Origin of the sequence: Micromonospora sp. NPDC005252, from assembly GCF_042872475.1 — a bacterium.
GTDB lineage: Bacteria > Actinomycetota > Actinomycetes > Mycobacteriales > Micromonosporaceae > Micromonospora.
The window spans coordinates 40,126-54,947 of record NZ_JBIAKN010000005.1 but is presented as its reverse complement, the minus strand read 5'-3'; the positions used below and the strand labels follow the sequence as shown (position 1 = coordinate 54,947).

Here is a 14,822-nt window from a genome sequence, read left to right as displayed (position 1 = left end):
GTACGCACACGACGAGGGGCCCACACCGCGGTGGTGTGGGCCCCTCGTCGTACCGACTCTCAGCGGTCCTCGGTCTCGTCGCCGCTGTGCGGATGCCGCCAGCGTTCGTGCGGCTTCGGCGCGTCCTCGGCGTCCTGGGGCGCGTCGCTCTGCTCGAAGCTCGGCCGGCGTACGACCTCGGGCTCCGGCACGTCCACCGGGCGGGCGCCGGACTCGGGCGCCGGCTGGTAGCTGACCGCGTCCCGGGCGCCGTGCGCGCCCTCGGGGGCGGGCGACTCCGGCGCGTGGTGCTCCAGGTGTATCTCGTCGCCGAAGTGCTGCGGCGGCTTCGTGGTGCGCTGCGGCAGGTCCCGGCCCAGGTCGGCGACGAGCGGACCGTACTTGAGGTCGAAGGCCGGCCGCTCGGAGCGGATCCGGGGCATCTTGTCGAAGTTGCGCAGTGGTGGCGGGCAGGTGGTCGCCCACTCCAGCGAGTTGCCGAAGCCCCACGGGTCGTCCACCGTGACCACCGCCCCGTACCGCCAGGACTTCCAGGCGTTGTAGATGAAGAAGAGGGTGGAGAGGCCGAGGATGAACGCGAAGATGCTGGAGATCGTGTTCAGCGTGGTGAAGCCGTCGGTGGGCAGGTAGTCGGCGTACCGGCGGGGCATGCCCTCGGCGCCCAGCCAGTGGTGCACCAGGAAGGTGCCGTGGAAGCCGATGAACATCGTCCAGAAGTGCGCCTTGCCGAGCCGCTCGTCGAGCAGCCGCCCGGTCATCTTCGGCCACCAGAAGTAGTAGCCGCCGAAGAGCGCGAAGACCACCGTGCCGAACACGACGTAGTGGAAGTGCGCCACCACGAAGTAGCTGTCGTGGGTGTGGAAGTCGGCCGGCGGGCTGGCCAGCAGCACCCCGGTGAGGCCACCGAGCAGGAAGGTGACCAGGAAGCCGATGGCGAACAGCATCGGCGTCTCGAACGTGAGCTGCCCCTTCCACATGGTGCCGATCCAGTTGAAGAACTTCACGCCGGTGGGCACCGCGATCAGGTAGCTCAGGATGCTGAAGAACGGCAGCAGCACCTGGCCGGTGGCGAACATGTGGTGCGCCCAGACCGTCATGGACAGCACGGTGATGGCGATGGTGGCCAGCACGATTCCGGTGTAACCGAACAGCGGCTTGCGGGAGAACACCGGAATGATCTCGGTGATGATGCCGAAGAACGGCAGCGCGATGATGTACACCTCGGGATGACCGAAGAACCAGAACAGGTGCTGCCAGAGCATCGGTCCACCGGTGGCGGGGTCGTACACGTGCGCGTTGATCAGCCGGTCGGCCGCGAGCGCCAGCAGCGCGGCGGCCAGCAGCGGGAACACCAGGATCACCAGCACGCTGGTGAACAGCATGTTCCAGGTGAAGATCGGCATCCGGAACATGGTCATGCCGGGCGCGCGCAGGGTCAGGATCGTGGTGATCAGGTTGACCGCGCCGAGGATGGTGCCCAGGCCGGAGACGACCAGGCCGAGCACCCACATGTTCGCGCCCACCCCGGGGCTGTGGTCCACGTCGCTGAGCGGGCTGTACGCCGTCCAGCCGAAGTCCGCCGAGCCGCCCGGCGTGAGAAACCCGCCGATCACCATGAGCCCGCCGAACAGGTACAGCCAGTAGGCCAGCGCGTTGAGCCTGGGGAACGACACGTCCGGCGCGCCGATCTGGATCGGCACGATGAAGTTGCCGAACCCGAAGGCCGCGGGTGTGGCGAACAGCAGCAGCATCACCGCGCCGTGCGAGGTGAAGAGCTGGTTGTACTGCTCGGAGGAGAGGAACTGCAGACCCGGTCGGGCCAGCTCGGCGCGCATCAGCATCGCCTGCAGACCGGCCACCAGGAAGAACCCGAAGGAGGTCAGCAGATACAGCAGACCGATCTGCTTGTGATCCGTGGTGGCGAGGAATTTGATCAACGAGTTGCCGGGGACCGGCGCCCGCAGGGCTCCGGGGAAGCCCCCGAAGCGGGCCGGTGCCAGGATCGCCGGGCCCCGATCGCGACCGGGTTCCGTGGTTACCCGCTTGGGCATGGCTGCTCACCCCGTCGTGACGGCAGAAAGGACGGGCGTGCCTACCCGACCCTCCCACCATGTAACCAGGCTGAAGCGGTAATTTCGGTCAGATCGCCGGTACCGGTCGAAGCCGCCCGATGCGCTCAGGTCGCCGGCAGCATCGCCCAGACGGCCTTGCCCTGACCCGCCGGCACGCTGCCCCACCGCTGCGCCAGCTCGCGGACCAGCAGCAGCCCTCGGCCACCCTCGGCCCGCAGATCCGGATCGGCGGGCTGGGCGGCGGCCCGGCTGCCGTCCACCACGGCCAGGTGCAGGTACGGCCGGCGCAGTGTCACCGTCACCTGCATGGGGGTGCCCGCGTGCCGGACCACGTTGCCGACCAGTTCGCTGAGCACCAGCGCGGCCGGGCCCGCCGCGCCGGGCAGGTTCCACCGGGCGCACGCGTCGCCGACCAGCTCCCGGGCCCGCCGGCAGGCCCCGGCCACCGGCTCCAGCCGGGCCCGCATCCGCAGCGCGCCGGCCGCGCCGGCCACCCGGGTCGCCTCCGCACAGTCCCGTGACACCGGCACCACCCGGCACGTCGTCGACTCGGCCAGCCAGCGGGCGGCGGCCGGAGGCGGCGCGCACAGCACCACCGGCACGGCCGGCCACTCCTCGGCCCGCCGGGCCGTCGCCGCGAACACCGACAGCGCCAGCCGGTCCCGCACGGTCACCCCCGCGAGGTCGACCACCAGCGCCTCCGGCTGGGCGGCCAGCGCCCCGTCCAGCGCCTGGTGCACCGCCCGCATCGTGCCCAGATCGAGGGCGCCGGTGAGCTGGACGACCGCCACCGGTGCGGTCTCGCGCACCTCGCAGGTGATCCGGCTGGGCATCGGCGGGCCCTCGATTCGCTGGTCGGGTCGGGATCTGCCCACTACCCGAGGCCCTGCGGCACCAAACCGGACCGGCCGCTCCCGGGACGCAGCTCACGCCCGGACCCGCAGGTCAGCGGCGTGCCCGTCCGGTCAGCAGACCCAGCGCGATCAGGCCCAGACCGAGGCCGAGGTGCAGCCAGCCGTCCGCGGCGTTGACCGGCAGGACGTTCGCGCCGGTGTCGTGATCCACCGCCAGGCCGTAGAGCCAGAGCACCAGGTAGACGGCGCCGCCGCCGATGAGGAACGTCCGGGCGCCGCTGACCGTCCGCGCCAGCGCCAGGCCGGCGACCCCGAACAGCAAATGGACGAGGTTGTGCAGCACCGACACCTGGAAGGCGCCGAACAGGAACGCGCCCGAGCCGTGCCCGGCGAACCGCAGATTGTCCGTGCCGCTGGTGATTCCCGGGACGAAGCCGAGCACGCCGACCAGCAGGAAGAGCACGGACGCGGCGCTCGCCGCCCGGCGTACCGGCGGCTTGCCGTCGGCCGGGTTGGCCCGGGCCCGGGAGTGCGCCATCGGTCCGACCATCACCGGCTCCTCGCTGCGCGACGGGCGTGAGCGGTGCGTCTACCCGTTGCCGCCGACGGCTAACGCGCCGGCGGCGACGGGTGCGCGCTCAGGCCGGTTGCAGGCGGGGCGCGGTGGCCAGCTCGCGGACCCGCTGGTACAGCTCGACGTAGCGCTGGGCCATCACCGCGGGCGTGAACCGCTTCGCGGCCACCCGCCGGCACTCGTCCGGGTCGAGCAGGTCGGCGGCCAGCACGAGGTCGTCCAGCTCGTCCTCGTCGGCGGTGAGCAGGCCGGTGCGGCCGTGCTCGATCAACTCCGGCAGGCAGCCCCGGGCGGTGGCCACCACCGGCGTGCCCAGGGCCAGCGACTCGACCACAGCCGTGCCGCCCGGCTCCTCCCACCGCAGCGGGAACAGCGACGCGCGGGCGCTGGCCAGCAGGTCGTCACGCTCCTGGCCGGCCACGGTGCCGACCCAGCGCACCAGGTCACCGTCGACGTGCGGCGCCACCTCGTCGAGGAAGAACCGCACGTCCGGGTTCTGCCGGGCGTCGTCGCCGGCCGAGGCCAGCTCCGCCGGGCGATGGTACGGGCCGACGGGGCCGGCAAGCACCAGCGGGACACCGATCCGCTGCGCGAGCCGCGCGCCCACGTCCTGCCCCTTGCCCGGGTTGATCCGACCGAGGATGAGCAGGTGCTCGCCCTTCTCCGGGCGGGGCCGGCGGTCGGCGTCCACGGCGAGCGGCGTGGACAGGTGCACGTGACCCACCGAGTGCTCGCGCAGCGCCAGCGGCGCCCGGGCCAGCTGCGACGCCGAGACGCCGTTGACCCGGACCCGGTCGCCGCCGTCCAGGCTGCCGTACAGCGCGGGGTGCTTGGCCAGGTCCCAGTGCAGGGTGTGCAGGGTCGGCGGCCCGGCCGGCCCCATCGCCGCGAGGGTGGCCAGCCCGACCGCCTCCACGTGGTCGTGCACCAGGTCGATGTCGTCGCGGGAGTGCAGCTCGCGGACCACCCCGGCCAGGTGTGCCTGGGCGATCCCGCAGACCTGGTTGTACGGCCGTTGCAGCGCCGCGAACTGCCCGTCGGGAAAGACCGACACCTTCTCGTCCACCGGCAGGCTGCTGCTGTCCACCGAGGCGAGCACCACCCGCACGCCGAGTCGCCGCAGCTCCGGCACCAGGGTGGCGATCACGTTCTCGATGCCGCCGTAGCCGGGCGGGGGCACCGACAGCCACGGGCCGGCGTTCATCAGCACGGTGAGGCTCATCGGCCACCCTCCCGCACCGCGGCCGTGTGCGGCCGTGCCTCGGCGCTCACGCCGCGGCCACCCGTCGGCGGGGAACCCGATGGCGCAGCTCGGCCAGCGGTGGCCGCTCCTCGATCGACACGTCGCTGACCACGATCTCCCGGTCGAGGTTCGGCAGCGTGTCCGACCCGCCCCGGCGGAACTGCGTGAGCAGCGACTCCGGCATCATGCCGGGGATGGCCCAGCCGCGTCGTTGCAGCCGGGACCAGGCGGTCAGCATGATCTGCGCGGACATCCGGCCGAGCGCCGCCGTGTCCTGGTGGCGGTGCTTGCGCTCGCCCAGGTCGACCTGCGCCAACGCGTCCAGGCCGACCAGGTCCAGCAGGTCGATCATCATCGCCGTCTCCACGCCGTACCCGGAGACGAACGGCACCTGGGCCAGCACCTCGCGGCGACCGGCGTACTCGCCTGCGAGCGGCTGCACGAAACCGGCCAGTTCGGGCCAGAAGAGGTTGAGCAGCGGTCGGGCCATCAGCTCGGTCACCCGGCCGCCGCCGTCCTGCTCCACGCTGGCGGCGCCCACCAGGGGCCGGTGATAGAAGCCCTTCACGAAGTCCACCGACGGGTCGGTGAGCAGCGGCCCCAGCAGACCGCTGACGAAGTGCGGGCGGAACTCCCGCAGGTCGGCGTCGATGAACGCCACCACGTCGCCCTCGGCGGCGGCCAGCCCGGCCCAGAGCGCGTCGCCCTTGCCGGTGAGCCGGGGCAGGCCCCGGGTCATCGCGTCCTGGCTGACGACCTCCGCGCCAGCGGCGCGGGCCACCTGCGCGGTGCGGTCGGTCGACCGTGAATCCACCACGATCAGTTCGTCGACGAGAGCGACCCGATCCATCAGGTGTTCCCGGATGGTCGACACGATCGCGCCGACCGTCGCCTCCTCGTTACGTGCCGGCAGCACCACGCTGACCCGGCTCTCTCCCTTGGCGCGCAGCAGCCGGCGTGCCGGCCAGTCCGCCGCCGAGGTGGTCCGGTACGTGGCCCACGCCTCCACCACCGGTGACACGGTCGTATCCCGCACGGGCACCCCTCCGTTCGTGCGTGGAACAAGCGGAGTCTCTAGTTCCCACTCGCCGCCACGTGCTAACCGTTCCCAGGGCAACAGCTTGATCACAACGGTTACATCCGCGCGTTCCCGGGGGATGAACGTTTGATTGCGCACATCCCAGGGGACTGCTCCCATCGAAGTCGAAACGTTCTCGAAAGAGGTTGTCGAATGGGTGGATGCCGGGTGGGTCTCGTGGGGGCCGGCGGGGTGGCACAACGCCATGCGCGGGTGCTGTCCGGGTTCGACGACGTCGAACTGATCGGGGTGACCGACGTGGTGCCCGAGGCGGCGTCCGAGCTGGCGGCTCAGCACGGCGGGCAGACCTTCCGCGACGTCGCCGAGCTGCTGGCCGCCGGCCCGGACGCGGTGTACGTCTGCGTGCCGCCCTTCGCGCACGGCCCGGCCGAGGAGGCGGCGATCGACGCCGGGGTGCCGATGTTCGTGGAGAAGCCCGTCGCCGTCGACCTGGTCACCGCCGAGCGCGTCGCCGACCTCGTCGCCCGGCGTGGGCTGCGCACCGCCGTCGGGCACCACTGGCGCTACCTGAGCGTGCTCGACCAGGCCCGGGAGCTGCTCGCCGACCGCCCGGTGCGGATGGTCAGCGGCGCCTGGCTGGACAAGGTGCCGCCGGTCGCCTGGTGGTCGCGCCGGGACCGCTCCGGGGGCCCGGTGGTCGAGCAGGCCGCCCACGTGCTGGACCTGATCCGGGTGCTGGCCGGCGAGGTCACCGAGGTCACCGCGTACGGCAACGGCACGCCACCGCCGGTCGACGGCGCCGACATCGACTCGGTGACCACCGCCACGCTGCGCTTCGCCAACGGCGCCGTCGGCACGCTCAGCGCGGCCTGCGTGCTGGGCTGGAAGCACCGGGCGGGGCTGGAGATCCTCGCCGACGGGCTGGCCCTGGCGCTGACCGAGGACGGTCTGCTGATCCGCGACGCCGACGGCGAGCGACACGTTCCCGCCGATCCGGAGGCCGCCCGGGTGGCGGTGGACCGCGCCTTCGTCGACGCGGTACGCGGCGTCGGCGACGACGTCCGCGTCCCGTACGCCGAAGCGCTGAAGACCCAGCGACTGGCCCTCGCGGTGGCCGAATCGGCCCGTACCGGTCAGACGGTGCGGCTCGTCACGCCCGCCGCGCCGGTCGCGCTGTCCAGCGGGGTGACCGTCGATGCGTGATCGGGTGGTCACGGTCACCGCCCCCGGTCGGGTGGAGCTCGTCGAGCAGGAGGCCGCGGCGCTGCGCCCCGGCACCTTCCGCGTCGAGACGCTGTTCAGCGGCGTCTCCGCCGGCACCGAGCTGAGCTACGTCAAGGGCACGAACCCCTATGTGAACGTCACCTGGAACGCCGACCTGGGGCTCTTCCAGCCCGGCGAGGCCAGCACCCCGTACCCGGTCACCCGACTGGGGTACATGCAGGTCGGCCGGGTGGTGGAGAGCGCCACGCCGGCCGTGGCGGTGGGCACGGTCGGCGCGATGACCTACGGGCACCGCACCGGCTGGCTGGCCGACCCGGTCGCCGAGCGGTTCGTCGGCCTGCCCGACGACCTGGACCCGCTGCTCGGCGTCTACGTCGCGCACATGGGCCCGATCTGCGCGAACGGTCTGCTGCACGCCGCCGCCGACCTGCACGGCGCGGACGTCCGCTCGCTCGGCGACGGCGTACGCGGCCGGCGGGTCGCCGTGGTCGGCGCCGGCGTGGTGGGTCTGCTGACCGCCCTGCTGGCCCGGCGACACGGCGCCGCCTCGGTGGTGGTGCTCGACCCCACCCCGCGCCGCCGCGAGGTCGCCGAGGCGCTCGGCCTGGAGACCCTCGACCCGGACGCGGACGACCCGGCGGTGGTGCTCAAGACCCGGTGGGCCCACGCCGCCGGCGACCGGGGCGCCGACGTCGTGTTCCAGTGCCGGGGACAGGGGTGGGCGTTGCAGCTCGCGCTGCGGTCGCTGCGCCCGCAGGGCACCGTGATCGACCTGGCCTTCTACCAGGGCGGCGCGGACGCGGTCCGCCTCGGTGAGGAGTTCCACCACAACGGGCTGGCGCTGCGCTGCGCCCAGATCGGGCGGGTGCCGCGCGGGCTCGCGCCCACCTGGGACCGGGAACGGCTCTCCGCCGAGACCATCGACCTGCTGCGGGCCTACGGGGACGCGATCCGCAAGCACCTCGTCTCGGCGGTGGTGCCGTTCGACGAGGCGCCCACCCTGCTCACCGACCTGGCCGAGCGCCGCCGCCAGGAGTTGCAGGTGGTCCTGGCCGCGTGACCCACCGGAGCGCGTCCGCGGGGTGACACCGCGGGTTACCGTTCCCGCCATGAGCACCCTGAAGGACCGGCCGGTCGGCGACGCTCCCGCGAGCCGACCGGTCGGCCTGTCCGCGCTGCTGCCGTACCTGCGGGAGCACCGCGGCACCCTCGTCGCGGTGGGAGCGCTGTCGCTGCTCGGCTCGGCGGCGTCGCTGGCCCAGCCGCTGCTCACCCGGTCGGTGCTCGACCGGATCGGCGCCGAGCACCCGGTGTCCGCCCTGGTGGCGGTGCTGGTGGCGCTCGTGGTGCTCGGCGCGGCGATCGGCGGGCTGCGCGACTACCTGTTGCAACGCACCGCCGAGGGGCTGGTGCTGAGCACCCGGCGACGGCTCGCCGGTCACCTGCTGCGGCTGCCCATCGCCGAGTACGACCAGCGGCGCACCGGCGACCTGCTCTCCCGGGTGGGCTCGGACACCACCCTGCTGCGGGCGGTCGTCACCTCCGGGCTGTTCGAGACGGTCACCGGGGCGGTGATGGTGCTCGGCGCCGGCACCGCGATGGTGCTGCTCGACCCGCTGCTGTTCGGCGTCACCCTGCTCGGGGTGGCGCTGGGGCTCGGCTTCGCCGCCACCTTCGCCCGCCGGGTCCGGGCGCTGGCCCGCCTCGCCCAGGAGCGCATCGGCGAGATGACCTCGGCGGTGGAGCGGGCCATCTCGGCGGCCCGGACCATCCGGGCCAGCCGCGCCGAGCGCCGGGAGGCGGAGACCGTCACCGGCAGCGCCCGCCAGGCGTACGCGGCGGGGCTGCGGGTGGCCCGGGTGCAGGCGCTGATCGGCCCGATCGGCTCGGTCACCGTGCAGGGAGCGTTCCTGCTGGTGCTGGGGATCGGCGGGGCGCGGGTCGCCGCCGGGGCGATCTCCGTCGGCGACCTGGTCGCCTTCGTCATGTACCTGTTCCTCCTGGCGCTGCCGCTGGGCCAGGTGCTGCGCGCGTACACCCAGTTGCAGTCCGGTCTGGGCGCGTTGCAGCGGATCGAGGAGATCCTGGCCGTGCCGGCGGAGGGCGCGGCGGACCGGCCGACGGCCGGGACCGCCACGACGACCTCCCGCCGACCCGCCCCGATGATCGAGTTCGACCGGGTCGGGTTCGGCTACCCGGGCGGCAGGCCGGTGCTGTACGACGTCAGCTTCGCGGTGCCGACCGGCACCCGTACCGCCCTGGTCGGCCCCTCGGGCGCCGGCAAGTCGACGCTGCTGGCCCTGGTCGAGCGCTTCTACGAGGTGAGCGCCGGCGCCGTCCGCGTCGACGGGGTCGATGTGCGGGAGCTGCCCCGCGACGCGCTGCGCGCCCGACTCGGGTACGTGGAGCAGGAGGCCCCCGTGCTCGCCGGCACGCTGCGCGAGAACCTGCTGATCACCGCGCCCGACGCCACGGACGACCGGCTGCGCGAGGTCCTCGACGAGGTCAACCTGAGCCACCTCGTCCAGCGGACCCCGCAGGGCCTGGACGTGCAGGTGGGGGAGGGCGGGGTGCTGCTCTCCGGGGGTGAGCGGCAGCGGCTGGCCATCGGCCGGGCGCTGCTGGCCGGCCCTCCGGTGCTGCTGCTCGACGAGCCGACCAGCAACCTCGACGCGCGCAACGAGGCGGCGCTGCGCCGGGCCATCGACGCGGTGGCCGCCCGCCGGACACTGCTGATCGTGGCGCATCGACTCGCCACCGTGGTGGACGCCGACCAGATCGTCGTGCTCGACGGCGGCCGGGTGGTGGCGGTGGGCACCCACGCCGAGCTGACCGCCACCGACCCGCTCTACCGGGAGCTGGCCACCCACCAACTGCTGGTCGCCTGATCCGGCGGCGACGCGGAATCGACATGCCGGCGGATACCCGACCGGCCGGGCCGCGCAAGGCGGCTGGAATCGCGTACCGTTGCCGCTCATGGGTGTGTCGCAACGGTTCAAGAGCAAGTTCCGGCGGTTCCTCCAGCGCCCGGGATCAACCGTGGATCTTGCTCCGCTGGAGAAGCTGCTGCCGGCGATCGAGGCGCGCGAGGATGACCTCGCCGCGCTGGACGACGCCGAGCTGACCGAGGCCGCCGGCGTCGCCGCCGGCTACGAGGAGATCTGCGCCGTCGGCCGCGAGGCCGCCCGCCGGGGCCTCGACCAGCGACCGTACGACGTACAGCTGCTCGGCGCGATGGCGCTGCTCTCCGGCAAGGTCGCCGAGATGGCCACCGGTGAGGGCAAGACGCTGACCGCCGCCATCGCCGCGTACGGGCACGTCCGACTCGGCAACGGGCCGGTGCACGTGCTCACCGTCAACGACTACCTGGCCCGCCGCGACGCCCAGTGGATGGAACCCATCTACACGCTGCTCGGCCTGACCGTCGGTTGGGTCAACGAGGCGTCCACGCCGCAGGAGCGGCGCGACGCCTACAGCTGCGACGTCACCTATGTCTCGGTCAGCGAGGCGGGCTTCGACTACCTGCGCGACCAGTTGGTCACCGACGTGGCCGACCGGGTGCAGCCCGCGCTGGCCACCGCGATCATCGACGAGGCCGACTCGATCATGATCGACGAGGCCCGGGTGCCGATGGTCCTGGCCGGCGCGGTGCCGGGCGAGCAGGACCCGGTGCACGCCGCCGCCGCGCTGGTGCGCGGCCTGCGCAAGGGCCGGCACTACACGGTCGCCGAGGACGGGCGCAGCGTCGCCTTCACCTCCGCCGGCCTGGCCGCCGTCGAGGCCAAGCTCGGCATCGACCTGTACGACGAGGAGCACGTCGAGCAGCTCTCCGCGGTCCACGTGGCGCTGCACGCCCAGGCCCTGCTGCACCGTGACGTGGACTACATCGTCCGGGACGGCTCGGTCGAGCTGATCGACGAGATGCGCGGCCGGGTGGCCCAGCGCCGCCGCTGGCCCGACGGGCTCCAGGCGGCGGTCGAGGCCAAGGAGGGCCTGGACGCCACCGCCGAGGGCGAGGTGCTGGGCACCATCGCCGTGCAGGCGTTCATCGCGCTCTACCCGAAGGTGTGCGGCATGACCGCCACCGCGGTGCTGGTCGGCGACCAGTTGCGGGAGTTCTTCGGCCTGGAGGTCGCGGTTATCCCGCCGAACACCCCGTGTGTCCGCGAGGACGAGCCCGACCGGATCTACGCGACCCGCGCCGAGAAGGACGAGGCGCTGATCGACGAGATCCAGCGCTGGCACGCCAAGGGGCGTCCGGTGCTGGTCGGCACCCTCGACGTCAAGGAGTCCGAGGGGCTGGCCGCCGGGCTCAACGCGGCCGGCGTGTCCTGCGTGGTGCTGAACGCCAAGAACGACGACGAGGAAGCGGCGATCATCGCCGAGGCCGGCGCGTACGGCGCGGTGACCGTCTCCACCCAGATGGCCGGCCGGGGCGTCGACATCCGGCTCGGCGGCAGCGACCAGGCCGACCAGGAGCGGGTGGCCGAGCTGGGTGGCCTCTACGTGATCGGCAGCGGCCGGCACGACAGCCGTCGCGTCGACGACCAGCTGCGGGGCCGTGCCGGCCGGCAGGGCGACCCGGGTGGCTCGGTCTTCTTCGTCAGCCTGGAGGACGACCTGGTCGTCCGGCACGCCGCCGACGCGGTGCCGCCGTCGCCGCGGATGAACGCCGACGGCCTGGTCACCGACGAGCAGGTCGACTACGCGGTCGAGCACGCCCAGCGGGTCGCCGAGGGCGTCAACCACGAGATCCACCGCAACACCTGGCGCTACAGCGTGGTGATCGAGCAGCAGCGCATTGCCCTCGCCGCCCGCCGGGAGCGGCTGCTGACCAGCGACGTGGCCGCGCTGATGCTGCTGGACAAGGTGCCCGAGAAGGCCGGCGAGATGGACGAGGACCTGCTCGCCCGGGTGGCCCGTTCGATCGCGCTCTTTCACCTGGACCGGCTCTGGGCCGAGCACCTGGCCGAGCTGTCGGAGGTCCGCGAGGGCGTGCACCTGCGCGCGCTGGGCCGGCTCGACCCGCTGGACGAGTTCCACCGCGCGGCGGTGCCGGCGTTCAACAACCTCGTCCCGGAGATCGAGGCCCGCACCATCGCCACGTTCACCGAGACCGAATTCGATGAGGATTGGGAGCCCGAGGACGGCACCCTGATCCGGCCGACCGCCACCTGGACGTACCTGGTGCACGACAACCCGTTCGGCTCTGAGCTCGACCGGCTGATCGCCTCGATCGGGCGGCGGCTCAGCGGCGCCTCGCGCTGACCCGACCTTCGGGGCCTCTGCCACACCTCCGGGTATGGCAGAGGCCCCTCCTTACGCCGTTTCGATCCCGGTTTGCGAGGGTAGTAGGGCGGGTCGGTCAACTCGGAAGAGAGCAGACGATGGCACCTGTGACGACGTTGGCGGGATGCACGCGAGGGCGTACGAGGGCAGTGGAACGGTGAACCTGGACACGCGGGAACCGGTGGTCGAGCGACTCGGTGTGCTGGAGACCGCCGCGCTGTTGCGGGAGCTGACCGCCGGCCTGATCGGGTTGACCGATTTCGACGAGGCGCTGCTGGCGCTGGTCCGGGTCACCCGCGACGCGGTGGCCGGGGTGCGCTGGTGCGGTTTCACCGCGCTGCGGGCCGGCGAGCCGGCCGGCGTGGCCGCCTCCGACGAGCGGCTGGCCGGCCTCGACGACCTGCGCCACGGGCCCGACTCGCCGGCGATGAGCGCGATCCGGCGTCGCGAGATGATCCTCGCGGTGGACCTGGCCGGCGAGTCACGCTGGCCGGCCTGGACGCCCCGCGCCCGCGACCTCGGCGTCCGTGGGGTCATCTCCGCCCCGCTGGACATCGACGACCAGGTCATCGGGGCGATCAACCTGTACGCTGCCGCGCCCGACGTCCTCACCCCGCAGCACCAGTTGACCGCGATGCTGCTCGCCGAACACGCCGGCCTGCTGCTGGCCGCCGTCCGGGACCGGAGCCGCCAGCAGGCGCTCGTCGGTGAGCGGGACGCCTCGCTCCTGCACGACGGTGTCATCGGGCAGGCCATCGGTGTGATCATGACGCAGCGCGGCTGCCCGGCGGCCGAGGCCCTCGACGTGCTGCGCACCGCCGCCTCGTCCCTGGACATCCCGCTGCGCGAGGTGGCCGAACGCCTCATCCGGACGGTCTCCCGCCCCCGCGAGACCTGACCTGACCTGCCCGCCGCGCGCCGCCGTGGCGGTGTGGCCGGCTCGGTCGCCGGGAGGTCGGGGCGTCCGAGCCGTGGTGACGGCGCGGTTTCCCGCGAGGATCAGGCCGGGCGTGCCCGTTCTCCCGGTCGGCGGCGAGTCGGGCGGCGTCGTTTCGCGCGACGAGGGGTCGGGTAGCACTCTGGTACTGGTGAGCTGCGCCGACCCTGGGGAGGAACGATGCAGAGCCGGCTGCGGGTGCAGGGGCATCCCATCCAACCGATGCTTGTGACGTTCCCGCTGGGGCTCTTCGTCAGCGCCGCCGTCTTCGACCTCACCGACGTACTCGGCGGGCCGGCCTTCCTCGGTGAGGTCGGCTACTGGACCGGTGTCGCAGCCCTGTTCGCCGCCGCGATGACGGCGGTCGCGGGCATGGTCGACCTGTGGGACGTGCCGGTCGACGGCACCCGCCGCACCGCCATCGCCTTCAACCTGGTGAACGCGGCCATGGCGGGCCTGTTCCTGGTCACCTGCCTGGTGCGCGCCCACTCGCCGGACCGGGGCGCGACGGTCGCGATCCTGGCCACCGAGCTGGTCGCGCTGACCGCCGGTGGGATGAGTGTGCACCTGGGCGCGCGGCTCATGCGCCAGTTCGACGCGGGCCGGGCCGAGACCGGCGGCCTGGACACCCTAGCCGGTGGCACCGTCGAGGTCGCCCGCCCCCGCCCGTGACCGACCCGGCGCGCGCCGGCAGAATCGCGACCCGGCGCACGCGCCGGCAGAATCGGCGGCCCGGTGCTTGCGCCGGCAAATCGGTTGCCCGCCGTCCGGCCGGACGGCGAGGCTGACCGCCATGAGCGCCGAACGTGATGCCGAGGAGTTGATCGCGGAGGCGGCCGCCGCGCCGGTCGACGGCTGGGGCTTCGACTGGCTGGCCGGTCGGGCCACCGAGGAACGTCCACCCTGGGGGTACGCCGGGTTGGTCGCCGAACGGATGGCGCGCGCCGACGCCGCGCTGGACGTGGACACCGGTGGCGGCGAGGTGCTGGCCGAGATTCCGTACCCGCCGAAGGTGTTGGTGGCGACCGAGGCGTGGCCGCCGAACGTCGAGGTCGCCCGGCGGACCCTGCGCCCGCTCGGAGCGACGGTGGTGGCGGTCGCCCCCGACTCGGCGCTGCCGTTCCGGGACGGGTCCTTCGACCTGGTGGTCAGCCGGCATCCGGTGCGCACCGACTGGGCCCAGACGGCCCGGGTGCTGCGCCCCGGCGGCACGTTCCTGTCCCAGCAGATCGGTCCGGGCACCATGCGTGAGCTGAGCGAGGCGATCCTCGGCCCGCTGCCTCCGCCGGACGGGCGGCACCCCGCCGCCGCGGTCGCCGCGGCCGAGGCCGCCGGGCTGCGGGTGGTCGACCTGCGCCGGGCCACGCTGCGCGCGACCTTCCACGACATCGGCGCGGTCGTCTGGTTCCTGCGCAAGGTGGTCTGGACGGTGCCGGGCTTCACGGTGGACCGCTACCGCCCCGAACTGCTCGCCCTGCACCGCCGCATCACCGCCGAGGGCGCCTTCGTCGCCCACGCCCGACGTTTCCTCATCGAGGCCACCCGCCCCACCTCGACGCGCTGATCATGACGGTTGCCGGGGCGTCGCGC

General features: G+C 73.2%; 12 protein-coding genes. 7 read left to right on the top strand and 5 right to left on the bottom strand.

Features of this window, described 5'->3' with window-relative positions; translation table 11 throughout:
* Positions 1-59: 59 nt before the first annotated feature.
* The 5 genes from ctaD to ACFYPH_RS16310 form a co-directional block, all read right to left on the bottom strand.
* Positions 60-2,051: a cytochrome c oxidase subunit I gene (gene ctaD / locus ACFYPH_RS16330; RefSeq protein ID WP_355137032.1), complete on the bottom strand. Its 1,992-nt coding sequence runs from the start codon at positions 2,049-2,051 to the stop codon at positions 60-62.
* 125 nt (positions 2,052-2,176) lie between these two features.
* Positions 2,177-2,905 carry an ATP-binding protein gene (locus ACFYPH_RS16325; protein WP_387182438.1) on the bottom strand — a complete coding sequence of 243 codons (729 nt, stop codon included), beginning with the start codon at positions 2,903-2,905 and terminating at the stop codon, positions 2,177-2,179.
* A 112-nt stretch (positions 2,906-3,017) separates the two neighbouring features.
* A complete protein-coding gene (locus tag ACFYPH_RS16320) occupies positions 3,018-3,476 on the bottom strand; it encodes a DUF4383 domain-containing protein (RefSeq protein WP_387182435.1) in 459 nt (152 codons plus the stop codon).
* Positions 3,477-3,564: 88 nt separating this feature from the next.
* Complete coding sequence (locus ACFYPH_RS16315) at positions 3,565-4,722, bottom strand: glycosyltransferase (RefSeq protein WP_387182432.1); 1,158 nt, start codon at positions 4,720-4,722, stop codon at positions 3,565-3,567.
* 46 nt (positions 4,723-4,768) lie between these two features.
* A complete protein-coding gene (locus tag ACFYPH_RS16310) occupies positions 4,769-5,752 on the bottom strand; it encodes a glucosyl-3-phosphoglycerate synthase (RefSeq protein WP_354862121.1) in 984 nt (327 codons plus the stop codon).
* A 222-nt stretch (positions 5,753-5,974) separates the two neighbouring features.
* Between ACFYPH_RS16310 and ACFYPH_RS16305 the strand changes: the two genes are divergently transcribed.
* The 7 genes from ACFYPH_RS16305 (at position 5,975) to ACFYPH_RS16275 (ending at position 14,796) form a co-directional block, all read left to right on the top strand.
* Complete coding sequence (locus ACFYPH_RS16305; RefSeq protein ID WP_387182429.1) at positions 5,975-6,985, top strand: Gfo/Idh/MocA family protein; 1,011 nt, start codon at positions 5,975-5,977, stop codon at positions 6,983-6,985.
* Positions 6,978-8,066 (top strand): zinc-binding alcohol dehydrogenase, encoded by a 1,089-nt coding sequence (locus ACFYPH_RS16300; protein WP_355137040.1) that lies wholly within the window; start codon positions 6,978-6,980, stop codon positions 8,064-8,066. The genes ACFYPH_RS16305 and ACFYPH_RS16300 overlap by 8 nt, the downstream gene beginning before the upstream one ends.
* Before the next feature lie 49 nt (positions 8,067-8,115).
* On the top strand, positions 8,116-9,894 hold the full coding sequence (locus ACFYPH_RS16295) for an ABC transporter ATP-binding protein (protein ID WP_387182424.1): 1,779 nt from the start codon (positions 8,116-8,118) through the stop codon (positions 9,892-9,894).
* Positions 9,895-9,982: 88 nt separating this feature from the next.
* Positions 9,983-12,274, top strand: coding sequence for an accessory Sec system translocase SecA2 (gene secA2, locus ACFYPH_RS16290; RefSeq protein ID WP_354862116.1), 2,292 nt, complete (start codon positions 9,983-9,985; stop codon positions 12,272-12,274).
* Positions 12,275-12,452: 178 nt separating this feature from the next.
* Positions 12,453-13,193 (top strand): GAF and ANTAR domain-containing protein, encoded by a 741-nt coding sequence (locus tag ACFYPH_RS16285; RefSeq protein WP_354862123.1) that lies wholly within the window; start codon positions 12,453-12,455, stop codon positions 13,191-13,193.
* Positions 13,194-13,412: 219 nt separating this feature from the next.
* Positions 13,413-13,904 carry a DUF2231 domain-containing protein gene (locus ACFYPH_RS16280; RefSeq protein WP_387182421.1) on the top strand — a complete coding sequence of 164 codons (492 nt, stop codon included), beginning with the start codon at positions 13,413-13,415 and terminating at the stop codon, positions 13,902-13,904.
* Between the two features lie 121 nt (positions 13,905-14,025).
* Positions 14,026-14,796: a class I SAM-dependent methyltransferase gene (locus tag ACFYPH_RS16275; protein ID WP_387182419.1), complete on the top strand. Its 771-nt coding sequence runs from the start codon at positions 14,026-14,028 to the stop codon at positions 14,794-14,796.
* Positions 14,797-14,822: the final 26 nt, after the last annotated feature.